Annotated in this window: 10 protein-coding genes; 5 read left to right on the top strand and 5 right to left on the bottom strand. The window is 70.0% G+C overall.

Features of this window, described 5'->3' with window-relative positions; translation table 11 throughout:
- Positions 1–358 precede the first annotated feature (358 nt).
- Both cofE and ACK5IN_RS05800 read right to left on the bottom strand, forming a co-directional pair.
- The gene (gene cofE, locus ACK5IN_RS05805) at positions 359–1141 is read right to left on the bottom strand and encodes a coenzyme F420-0:L-glutamate ligase (protein WP_416895259.1); all 783 of its coding nucleotides are present in this window, start codon (positions 1139–1141) and stop codon (positions 359–361) included.
- Positions 1138–1644: a GNAT family N-acetyltransferase gene (locus tag ACK5IN_RS05800; protein WP_416895258.1), complete on the bottom strand. Its 507-nt coding sequence runs from the start codon at positions 1642–1644 to the stop codon at positions 1138–1140. Before ACK5IN_RS05800 ends, cofE begins: the two co-directional genes overlap by 4 nt.
- Positions 1645–1868: 224 nt before the next feature.
- Here ACK5IN_RS05800 and ACK5IN_RS05795 point away from each other — a divergent pair, with 224 nt between their 5' ends.
- Entirely contained in the window at positions 1869–2429 is a 561-nt protein-coding gene (locus ACK5IN_RS05795; protein WP_416895257.1) for an acyl-CoA thioesterase, read from the top strand.
- A gap of 50 nt (positions 2430–2479) precedes the next feature.
- A complete protein-coding gene (locus tag ACK5IN_RS05790; protein ID WP_416895256.1) occupies positions 2480–6211 on the top strand; it encodes a proline dehydrogenase family protein in 3732 nt (1243 codons plus the stop codon).
- On the opposite strand, the gene ACK5IN_RS05785 is transcribed toward ACK5IN_RS05790, so the two are convergent.
- Genes ACK5IN_RS05785 through ACK5IN_RS05775 form a run of 3 tightly spaced genes read right to left on the bottom strand, consistent with a single transcriptional unit; the run spans position 6204 to position 9309 of the window.
- Positions 6204–7796: an MDR family MFS transporter gene (locus ACK5IN_RS05785; protein WP_416895255.1), complete on the bottom strand. Its 1593-nt coding sequence runs from the start codon at positions 7794–7796 to the stop codon at positions 6204–6206. The two genes, ACK5IN_RS05790 and ACK5IN_RS05785, sit on opposite strands and share 8 nt — an antisense overlap.
- Positions 7793–8407, bottom strand: coding sequence for a TetR/AcrR family transcriptional regulator (locus tag ACK5IN_RS05780; protein ID WP_416895254.1), 615 nt, complete (start codon positions 8405–8407; stop codon positions 7793–7795). Before ACK5IN_RS05780 ends, ACK5IN_RS05785 begins: the two co-directional genes overlap by 4 nt.
- A gap of 56 nt (positions 8408–8463) precedes the next feature.
- A complete protein-coding gene (locus ACK5IN_RS05775) occupies positions 8464–9309 on the bottom strand; it encodes a PIG-L deacetylase family protein (protein ID WP_416895253.1) in 846 nt (281 codons plus the stop codon).
- A 163-nt stretch (positions 9310–9472) separates the two neighbouring features.
- Between ACK5IN_RS05775 and ACK5IN_RS05770 the strand changes: the two genes are divergently transcribed.
- The 3 genes from ACK5IN_RS05770 to ACK5IN_RS05760 all read left to right on the top strand — a co-directional run.
- Complete coding sequence (locus ACK5IN_RS05770; protein ID WP_416895252.1) at positions 9473–9907, top strand: hypothetical protein; 435 nt, start codon at positions 9473–9475, stop codon at positions 9905–9907.
- A complete protein-coding gene (locus tag ACK5IN_RS05765; protein ID WP_416895251.1) occupies positions 9907–10128 on the top strand; it encodes a helix-turn-helix transcriptional regulator in 222 nt (73 codons plus the stop codon). The genes ACK5IN_RS05770 and ACK5IN_RS05765 overlap by 1 nt, the downstream gene beginning before the upstream one ends.
- A 1-nt stretch (position 10129) precedes the next feature.
- Positions 10130–10645: alcohol dehydrogenase catalytic domain-containing protein (locus ACK5IN_RS05760; RefSeq protein WP_416895250.1), on the top strand; the 516-nt coding region annotated here is incomplete at its 3' end.

Genomic DNA, 10645 nt, shown 5'->3' with positions numbered 1-10645 from the left:
CACCTCCGCGGCTCCGCACTCGGCTTCCGGAACCTCACCAACTATGTCGCGCGCAGCCTGCTCGAGGCCGGGGGCTTCAGACCCCACCTACACCCTTGATTCCGAAGAGCCGGAGAACCCGAAGACACTCGGCGGCTGCCCCGAGGCGACGCGGGATACGTCGCCCTGCCGTGGAGCCATGACAACCGCTTCGCCGCTCCCCACGACCATCGCACCGCCGGCCGCGTCACGGCACGCTGACGGTCGTCGGCGTGACGCTCTTCAGCATCGTGATCACGCTGCTCGTCACGGGTATGGGGCTGCTCCCCGTGCTCGGCCGGCGACCTCTCGGCCGGGCACGTCAGCTTGCGGTGACGGGTCAGGATCGGGTCTCGTCCCACACCTCAGCGGCACCGGCCGCGTAGCCCTGCTGATAGGCCTCGTCGCTGCCGAGCCCGAACATGTCGCGGTCGGCGGGGCGCACGATCGACCGGGCACCGGGCAGGTCGAGATCGCCGACGAGGTCGGCGCGGCCGCGCACCACGGCCACGGGTCGTCGCAGCGTCTTGCCCTTGACGAGGTCGGCGGCCGCGCACAGCTCGTCGGCGACGCACGGCATCGTCACGACGAGCGGGCGGCCCTCGGCATCCACCCGTCCGCGCAGGTCGTCGAACACGTGCACACCGGCCGCGCCGATCGCGGTGTCGGTCTGCCCCTCGCGCCACGCCCGACCGAGGGTGTCGCTGATCAGCACGCCGACCTGCACACCGAGCGTCTGGCGCAGCCCCGCCACGAGCGTGCGGGCCGACGCGTCGGGGTCGATCGGGAGCAGCAGCACCGTGCCGTGCGGTGTGTTCGACGCGTCGACGCCCGCCGCCGCGGCGATGATGCCGAGCTTGTTCTCGACGATGCGCGTCACGTGCCCGTCGGGGGAGGTGCGGGATGCCACGACCCGGACGGTCTCGGCGATGATCGCCGCGTCACGGTCGGCGGCGGCGATGCTGCGGCCCTCGGCCTTAGAGACCACCTTCGAGGTCACGACCAGGATGTCGCCGTCGCGCAGACTGTCACCCGCGGCATGGGCGATCAGCGCGACGAGGTCGTCGCCCGTGGCGATCTCGTCGATGCCGTCGAGAGCCCACAGCTCCAGCGCGCGCGTCAACGGACGAACCGCACCTCGGTGAGCGTCTCGCCCAGGAACGGCTCGGTGTGCTGGGCGCCGTCGAGCGCGAACCCGTTGCGCGTGTAGAAGCGGTGCGCGCGCGGGTTGTCGTCGGCGACCCACAGGTACAGCGGCTCGTGCTGTTCGACGGCGGCGTCGAACAGCTGCTGACCGATGCCGGTGCCGTGATACTGGCCGAGCAGGTAGATGAAGTACAGCTCGCGGAAGCGCGGGGCGTCCTTGTCCCGCGCGGGGCCGGACCCGACGAACCCGACGATCTCGCCGTCGATGAGCGCGGCGAACATCTTGAAGTCGGGACCCTGGACGGCCCAGTTGGTCCACAGCTCGGCCATGCGCCGCGGCGAGATCTTCTCGAGCGCAGCCTTGCTGATGAGGTGGTCGTAGGTCTCGTGCCAGCAGGTGGCGTGGACGCGACCGAGGGCCTCGGCATCCACATCTCGTACGGGCCGGACGATGACGGTGCTCTGCAGTTCGGCTTCCATGGCCAGACTCTACGCGCGCGCATCGGATGCGAGAAATCGGGTCGGGAGCGGCTGAGCGCCCGCGCGCCGGACGCAACCCGATATCACTTCAGCGGTATCGCTCAGCAGAGGGGAAGGCTCACGATAGCCATCGACGAAGATCAGTGGACCAAGCGGGTCTTGGACGCTGCCGACCACGCGCTCGAGGTCTACCAGGCGATGCCGGTGCGGTACCATCGCACCTCGTGAATGTGTGGTGGCGAACACTCCTGACGGTCGGGCGTGCGAAGGTGCTGTTGCGCCGTCGCGGTCCGGTCGTTCCCACCAGCATCGGCCGTCTGCGGCTGCGCACGATGCCCACCGACATCGATCTGCTCGGGCATATGAACAACGGGCGCTACGGGTCGCTGTTCGACCTCGGCCGGTTCGACCTGCTGGTCCGCACCGGCATGTGGGACGTCATCGCCGACCATGGCTGGTATGCGGTCGTCGCCAGCGAGACCATCACCTTTCGCAAGTCGCTGCAGCTGTGGCAGCGGTTCACCGTGGAGACGCGCCTGAGCGGGCACGACGACAAGTCCGTCTACATGACGCACCGTGCGGTCGTGAAGGGCGAGGTCTACGCCGAGATGATCGTTCGGGCGCGGTTCCTGCGCCGCACCGGCGGGCTCGTGCCGATGGACGAGCTGTTCGATGCGCTGCACCGCCCCGACGACCTTCCGCCGCTCGCGTCGTGGGTGGCGCAGTGGGCCGAGGCATCCGCCCTTCCCTCCACGAAGAAGTCCGCCCCGAGCCGCTGGGACTGACCGGTCACGGCCGGGCAGATAGCGATCTCGTGAGATCATCGCTAGTGCCGATGGACGATTCCCCATACTCCCCACTCGCCGACGAGGCCATATCTCTCGCCACCCGCTGGATCACCGAGGCCGCCGAGGTCGATGTCGACCCCGCCGCCGCGCGACTGGCCGGCGTGCTGCACGACCCGAACGGACTGCCGTTCACGCTCGGGTTCGTCGACGGTGTCATGCGTCCCGAGAGCCTGACGGCCGCGGCATCCCGACTGCACCGCATCGCTCCACTGGTGCCGGACTTCCTGCCCTGGTACCTGCGCTCGGCGGTGCGCCTCGGCGGCGGGGTCGCCCCTGTGCTGCCCGCGCCGGTCGTGCCGATCGCCCGCCGTGCGCTGCGCGACATGGTCGGGCACCTGATCGTCGACGCCCGGCCCGAGAAGCTCGGCCCGGCGCTGGCCGCCCTTCGACAGGCTCAGGGAGCGGGGGGAGGCGGCGGGCACCGGCTGAACCTCAACCTGCTGGGTGAGGCGGTGCTCGGCGAGCGGGAGGCGCAGCGGCGACTCGACGGCATCCACGATCTCATCCGTCGCGACGACGTCGACTATGTGTCGGTCAAGGTCTCGGCCATCGCCAGTCACATCGACATGTGGGCGTTCGACGAGACCGTCGATGCGGTCGTCGAACGGCTGCTGCCGCTGTATCTCACCGCGGCCGGCCCCTCGACAGGCTCGGGGAACGGCACCTTCATCAACCTCGATATGGAGGAGTATCGCGACCTCGACCTGACCATCGCGGTGTTCACGCGGCTGCTCGAAGACCCGCGGCTGCAGGGACTCGAGGCGGGCATCGTGTTGCAGGCCTACCTGCCCGACGCGCTGCCGGCGCTGCAGGAGCTCACCGCGTGGGCGACACAGCGGGTCGATGCCGGCGGGGCACCGATCAAGGTGCGGCTGGTGAAGGGCGCGAACCTCGCGATGGAGAGAGTGGATGCCGCGATGCACGGCTGGCCGCTCGCGACCCACGCGTCGAAGCTCGATGCCGACGCGAGCTATCTGCGCTGCCTGGACTGGGCGCTGCAGCCCGAGCGCACGCGTGCGGTGCGCCTCGGTGTGGCCGGTCACAACCTCTTCGACATCGCCTACGCATGGCTGCTGGCCGGCGAACGCGGTGTCGCCGGGGCGGTCGAGTTCGAGATGCTGCTCGGCATGGCGCAGGGCCAGGTCGAGGCGGTCGGCCGCGACGTGGGCGGTGTGCTGCTGTACGTTCCGGTCGTGCGGCCCGACGAGTTCGACGTGGCCATCTCATATCTCGTGCGGCGGCTGGAGGAGAACGCGTCGAGCGAGAACTTCCTCTCGGCTGCGTTCGAGCTGCACGACGACCCGGCGCTGTTCGCACGGGAGCGCGACCGGTTCCTCGCCTCGCTGCGGCGCGCCGATGATCCCGCGCTGCCGGTCGGCCCGAACCGGCGGCAGGACCGCCCTTCGACGAGCTCGGGGAGAGGGTCGACAAGCTCGGAGCCCCTCGACGAGCTCGGGATCCTCGGGGGAGTTCCTGCGCCCGAGACGGCGACCCGGCGGCCCGTGGACGACGCCACCGAGCCCGCGCTCACCGCGGCGGTGCTCGACATCGGCCGCGACGCCGATCCACTGGTGGAGACAGCCGTCTACGCCGCGCAGGAGAGCCGGCCGGCCGCCGGGGCACCGGGCTTCGCCAACACGCCCGACTCCGACCCGTCGTGGCCGGTCAACCGGGAGTGGGCCCGTGACATCCTCGCCCGCATCCCGTCGTCGACGGCGGGCGACGCGACCCTCGCGGCCGCCCGGGTGACCGGCGGACGGGCGCTCGAGCAGATCGTCGCGGGAGTGCGGGATGCCGCGGCCGCGTGGGGTGCCCGGCCCGCCGCCGACCGCGCGGCGGTGCTCGAGCGTGCCGCCGCGACGCTGGAGGCGCGTCGGGGCGAGCTGATCGAGGTGTCGGCGTCCGAGACGGGCAAGGTGTTCGCCGAGGCCGACATCGAGGTGAGCGAGGCCGTCGACTTCGCGAACTACTACGCCGCCACGGCACGAGAGCTCGACGCGGTCAGCGGCGCCGTGTTCGTGCCCGCTCGCGTGACCGTCGTGACGCCGCCGTGGAACTTCCCCATCGCGATCCCCGCCGGTGGCGTGCTCGCTGCACTCGCGGCGGGCTCGGCCGTCGTGCTCAAACCCGCCCCGCAGGCACGGCGCTGCGCCGCGGTCATCGCCGAGGCCCTGTGGGACGCCGGTGTGCCGCGGGAGGTGCTCGCCCTGGTCGACCTCGAAGAGGGCGAGCTCGGCGGTCAGCTCGTCGCGCACCCGGACGTCGACCGGGTGATCCTCACGGGTGCGTGGGAGACGGCGGCACTGTTCCGCTCGTGGCGCCCCGACCTTCCACTGCTGGCCGAGACGAGCGGCAAGAACGCCATGATCGTGATGCCGTCGGCAGACCTCGACCTGGCGGCAGCCGACCTCGTCAAGAGCGCGTTCGGGCACGCCGGCCAGAAGTGCTCGGCCGCGTCGCTGGTGATCCTGGTCGGTCCGGTCGCCCGTTCGAAGCGGTTCGCCCGGCAGTTGGTGGATGCCACGCGCTCGCTGCGTGTCGGGCCGCCGAGCGACCCGCTGTCGGAGGTCGGCCCCGTGATCGAACCGCCGCACGGCAAGCTCGAGTGGGCGCTCACGACCCTCGACGAGGGCGAGAAGTGGCTCGTGCCCCCGCGACAGGCTCCGGGAGCGGATGTGGAGCAGCCCGAGGGGGAGGGTCGCTTCTGGACCCCCGGCATCCGCACCGGGGTCGAGCCGGGCTCGCGCTTCCACCGCGAGGAGTTCTTCGGCCCGGTGCTGGGCGTCATGACGGCGCCGTCGCTCGCCCGCGCGATCGAGCTGCAGAACGAGGTCGCCTACGGGCTGACCGCGGGCCTGTACACGCAGAACCCCGACGATCTGGCGCTGTGGCTCGACGAGGTGCAGGCCGGCAACCTGTACGTCAACCGCGGCATCACCGGCGCCATCGTGCAGCGGCAGCCGTTCGGCGGCTGGAAGCGCTCGTCGGTCGGCCCCGGTGCGAAAGCCGGCGGGCCCAACTACCTCATCGGCCTCGGTTCGTGGCGCCCCTCGGCGGGCACGCCCTCGTCGACGCTGCACCTGCGCGGCCTCGATTCGCGCATCACCGCGCTCATCGAGGCGGCCCAGCCCACCATGGGGTTCGACGAGTTCGAATGGGTGCGCCGCGGCGCATTGGCCGACGCCATCGCGTGGGACCGCGAGTTCGGCCAGGTGCGCGACGTCTCGGCGCTCGGTGTCGAGCGCAACCTCTTCCGGTACCGTCCGGTTCCGGTGGCGCTGCGTGCCACGGGCGACTCGAGCTGGCGCGCGCTGCTGCGCGTGGTCATCGCCGGCATCCGCTCGGGGGCCGCGTTCTCGGTGAGCTCGCCGGTGGGGCTGCCGCCCGCGGTGCGGCGCCAGCTGACCGACGCCGACGTCCCGGTCTGGGTGGAGACCGACGCGGACTGGATCGGCAGGATGTCGCAGCACGACGAGAACGCCGGGCTCGAGGCATCCCGTCCCCCGCGGGTGCGTCTGATCGGCGCGCCCGAGTCGGTCGCCGCGCTGCACCGGGCGCTCGCGCAGGCCGTCGGCGGCGACCCGGATCTCGCGGTCTACGACAACGAGGTGACCACCGCCGGCCGCATCGAGCTGCTGCCGTTCCTGCACGAGCAGGCGATCGCGATCACCGCGCACCGGTTCGGCAACCCCGATCCGTGGAGCGAAGCGGTCATCTGACGTCGTCGGCGTCTTCCGGCTCGATGACCAGCTGCCCCTCGGCGAGCGACTCGGGGACGATGTCGCGATCGATCGTGGTCTTCAGCGGCACCTCCTTGACGAAGCACAGCAGCGCGAAGGCGATGAGCGCGAGGGGCACCATCGCGATGAACAGCGGCGTGAGGGCGTCGTTGAACCCGTGCACCACCACGTCGTAGAGGTGGGCGGGCAGGTCGAGCACCGCATGCGGCGTGAGTGAGCTGATGTCACCGAGCTGGGCGGCCTCCTCCGGCTGCAGTGCGTCGCCGATGATCGTGACGAGGCGCACCGTGAACAGGCTCCCGATCACGGCGCTGCCCAGGGATGCTCCGATCTGCCGGAAGAAGTTGGTCGACGCCGTCGCCGTGCCCACGACGCGGTTCGGGAACGAGTTCTGCACGATGAGCACGAGGATCTGCATGTTGACCCCCAGCCCGATGCCCATGAGGCCGAGATAGATGCAGAACTGCCACAGCGGCGTCTCGGGGGTGAGGATGCCGAGCAGCGCGAGGCCGCCGGCGATCAGCAGCGCACCGACGAGCGGCATCCATTTGTACCGTCCGTAGGCGCTCACCAACCATCCGGACACCAGCGACGACACGAGCATCGCGCCCATCATCGGCACCATCAGCAGACCGGCGACCGTCGGGTCGGCACCGAAGGTCATCTGCAGGAGCGTCGGAAGATAGCCGATCGCACCGAACATCGTCACGCCGATGAGCAGTCCTGCCGCCGTGGTGAGGGTGAAGTTGCGCTGGCGGAACAGCACGGGTGGGATGATCGGCTCGGCGGCACGCCGCTCGGCGAACACGAACAGCACCGTCAGCACGACCGTCGCGATGCCGAGACCGATGATGACGGGCGAGTTCCACGCGAAGTCGTTGCCGCCCCACGACGCGACCAGGATGAGACACGCCGTGGCGCCGGCGAGCGTCACCATGCCGGCGACGTCGATCTTCGGCTTCGACACCGTGCCCTGCGGCAGGTGCAGGAGCGCGATCGCGGCCGCCAGCGCGATCAGCCCGAGGGGCACGTTCATCCAGAACGTCCAGCGCCAGTCGACCTGCTCGGTCAGCCAGCCGCCCAGCAGTGGGCCGGCCACCGAGGAGACGGCGAACACCGCGCCCATGACGCCCATGTACTTTCCGCGCTCGCGCGCCGGGATCACGTCGGCGATGATCGCCTGGGAGAGGATCATCAGACCCCCGCCGCCGAGCCCCTGGATCACCCTGCCGGCGATCAGCCAGCCCATGTCGGGCGCCAACGCTCCCAGCACCGACCCGGCGACAAAGAGCAGAATCGCGGCGATGAGCGGACCTTTGCGCCCGATCAGGTCGCTCATCTTGCCGTAGACGGGCATCATGATCGTCGACGCCAGGATGTAGGCGGTCATCACCCAGAGCATCTGGTCGACACCACCGAGTTCGCCGACCATCGTCGGCATGGCCGCACTCAGCACCGTCTGGCTGAGCGCCGCCAGCAGCATCGCCAGGATCAGGCCGATGAAGAGCAGGAGGATGCCGCGGCGCGACTCGTGCGACCGGGGGCGGCGGATCGATGTTGTCATGGCAGGATGCGCAGGGCCTCTCGCAAGGTTCTCATGGTCGTGGCGATGCGCGTGTCGAGATCGTCCGGGAAGGTTCCGTCGTCGATCGCGCTGCGGATGCTGAGCCGCAGCACATTGCTGCACGCGACGACGAGCGCGCGGGCCGCCAGGTCGATATCGATGTCCGTGAATGCCTTCGACGCGCGCATCCGGGCGGCGACCGCGGTCGCGGTGCGTTGCTCCACGCCCAGCAGCCGCGACCAGTGCCGCTGGATCAGCTGCGGATGCGTGGCCAGGAGGCCCCGGCGCTGCTGCGCGAGCTCGTCGTCGGCCGGGGAGAACACGCCCAGCAGCAGCTGCAGCGTGTCGTCGACGAGGTCGTCGCCGGGCCCGGCGCGGAACGCGTCGAGCTCGTCGTCCCCGGGCATCCCCTCATGGAGACCGACGATCGCATCCTCCTTCGACGGGTAGTAGTTGAAGAACGTGCGCTGCGAGACGTCGGCGATCGCGCTGATGTCCGCGACGGTCGCGGCATCCGGTCCGCGTTCGAGAGCCAACTGGACGGCGGCGCGGTGGATCGCGTCGCGCGTCTGCCGCTGCTTGCGCGCGCGGAGCCCCTCCTCGACAGCCATCCGTGCAGTTTTGCACAGACTGCAATTCTGCACAAACGCAAAGGGATGCGGTCGCGTCAGCGGATCGGATCGGCCTGCAGGTCGCGCACGTGGTAGAACTCCTGGTCCCACAGCAGATACACGAGCCACGCGGGTAGGTAGTACGCCGACTGCAGATAGTCCTCCTGCGAGGCGTGGATCTTCCACCCCTCCATCTTCTTACCGGTCTCGGCCGACATCGCGTACTCGGGGTCGGGCTGGTTCGCGACCACGAGCGCGCCCTGCTCGCCGCCGAACAGCTCCAGCGCCGTCGTCGGGCTGATCGTGTAGACAAGGTGATCGGGGCCCGTGTAGGCGCCGCCCTCTGCGGCCAGCTGCGCGATGGCGAGCTCGGTGACGTGGCCCATCTGCATATGGTCGAGGTGGCCCGTGGCGCCGGATTCGGGCCAGAAGCCGACCACCACATCGGGGCGGATGCGCTTCATCGAGGCGACCAGCCGGTCGACCAGCTCCTGCTCGTCGGCCTCGGGCACGCCGCCGTCCGGGTAGTCCCACACCTCGTGCTCGTCGACGCCGAGGTGGAAGCTGTTCTTCAGCGCCTCTGCGGTGCGCACGATGCCGAGGTCGTCCTGCCGGGCGATGACGGGAACCTGGTGGCCGGCCTCGCCGGCGGTGGCGGTGATCATCGCGGTGTAGGCGCCGTCGCGATCCTTCGCCCGCCAGAACAGGCCGTTGACGGTCTGCTCGTCGTCCGGGTGGGCGAACACGCCCAGCACCCGCTTGCCGCCGATCTCGCCGACCACCGAGTCGATGCCCTTCGCGGTGGGCATGTGGAACAGGCTGCGGCCCGCCCAGTAGACGCCGATGACGGCGACGACCAGAACGGCCGCGACGACGATGAGGGCGATCCAGCGTTTGCGCATGACTGCTCCAGAGAGGGAAGGGGTGGGGGATCCGCCGACGCATGCGGTCGAAGCATCCTAAACCGAGTGTCGCTCGGGAGGCACTGTGTAAAGAATTATTGACATAGTGAATGCGGCGCGGTACCGTCACAGTGTCAAAAATTCTTTACCTTATGAGAGTATCGTGGTCTATCAGGAACGCAACACCTGGGCCAGTCTCATCGCCAGCGTGATCGGCGTCATCGTATACGTCGTGCTCGTGCTCGTCCAGGCCGGCGGCGGCCCGCTGACCGCCGTCGACTGGGTGCCGCTCATGCTGTGGGTGACCGGCGCAAGCATCGTGGGCGCGATCGTGCTTAGCATCGTCTGGGGCATGTTCGCCGGCCTGCGCGACCCGGACGGCGTCGGCCGCAGCGATCAGCGCGATCGCGACATCAGCGCCCTGAGCACCCGGGTCGGTCAGGCCTTCCTCGTGCTCGGCGGGCTCGGCGTTATCGTCCTGTGCGCGTCCCGCGCCGACTGGTTCTGGATCGCCCAGTGCATGTCCTTCGGCTTCGCCGCCTCCTCGATCGTCGGCGGAATCGCCGGCCTCATCGCCTCTCGCCGGGGGCTCGTGTGATGGTCAAGCCCACGAAGGTCACCAACACGATCCGCGCCGTGCGCGAGAGCGCCGGTCTGACCCAGGCCGAAGTGGCCTGCCGTGTCGGCGTCACCCGGCAGACCCTCATCGCCATCGAGCAGGGCCGGTATTCGCCCACGCTCGAGTTCGCCTTCCAGCTGGCCCGCGCCTTCGGCATCGGCCTCGACGATCTGTTCGATTATCCCGAGACGGGGGAGTGAGATGACCGTGATCACCGAGACCATGCCCGCCTGGTGCCAGCACCGCTACGGCGGTGTCGACACCGTCGCCCGCGAAGAGGTTCCGGTGCCATCCGTCGGCCCCGACGAGGTGCTGCTGCGCCTGCACGCCACCGGCCTGAACAACGGCGACATCCGCGTCATGCGCGGCGAGCCCCTGCTCGTGCGCACCGCGTTCGGCCTGCGTCGCCCGCGCCAGCCGATCCGGGGAATGGATGCCGCCGGCACTGTCGTCGCGCTCGGTCTGGGTGTGACCGGCCACGTGCTCGGCGACGAGGTCATCGCCGAGCTGTCCGGCGGCGGCCTGGCGCCCTACGCTGTGGTACCGGCATCCCGTCTCGTCCCTCGCCCTGCCGGGCTCGATCCGCTGCTGGCCGCCGCCCTGCCGGTAGCCGGCGGCACGGCGTGGCAGGTGCTGGAGTGGGCGGGCATGACATCCGGTCATCGTGTTGAACGGACTCACGAAGCGGGTGCTGGAGACGGTGCTCGAGGCGGAGAT

This window comes from Microbacterium sp., assembly GCF_047971895.1.
In the GTDB taxonomy this organism is placed as follows: domain Bacteria; phylum Actinomycetota; class Actinomycetes; order Actinomycetales; family Microbacteriaceae; genus Microbacterium.
The sequence above is the reverse complement of the archived record's forward strand: the minus strand, read 5'-3'. Positions and strand labels throughout refer to the sequence as shown.

Excerpts from the sequence above, each read along its gene's own strand:
- ACK5IN_RS05800 (WP_416895258.1), bottom strand. The coding sequence starts at position 1,644 with ATGGAAGCCGAACTGCAGAGCACCGTCATCGTCCGGCCCGTACGAGAT.
- ACK5IN_RS05790 (WP_416895256.1), top strand. The coding sequence starts at position 2,480 with ATGGACGATTCCCCATACTCCCCACTCGCCGACGAGGCCATATCTCTC.
- ACK5IN_RS05785 (WP_416895255.1), bottom strand. The coding sequence starts at position 7,796 with ATGACAACATCGATCCGCCGCCCCCGGTCGCACGAGTCGCGCCGCGGC.
- ACK5IN_RS05780 (WP_416895254.1), bottom strand. The coding sequence starts at position 8,407 with ATGGCTGTCGAGGAGGGGCTCCGCGCGCGCAAGCAGCGGCAGACGCGC.
- ACK5IN_RS05775 (WP_416895253.1), bottom strand. The coding sequence starts at position 9,309 with ATGCGCAAACGCTGGATCGCCCTCATCGTCGTCGCGGCCGTTCTGGTC.
- ACK5IN_RS05765 (WP_416895251.1), top strand. The coding sequence starts at position 9,907 with ATGGTCAAGCCCACGAAGGTCACCAACACGATCCGCGCCGTGCGCGAG.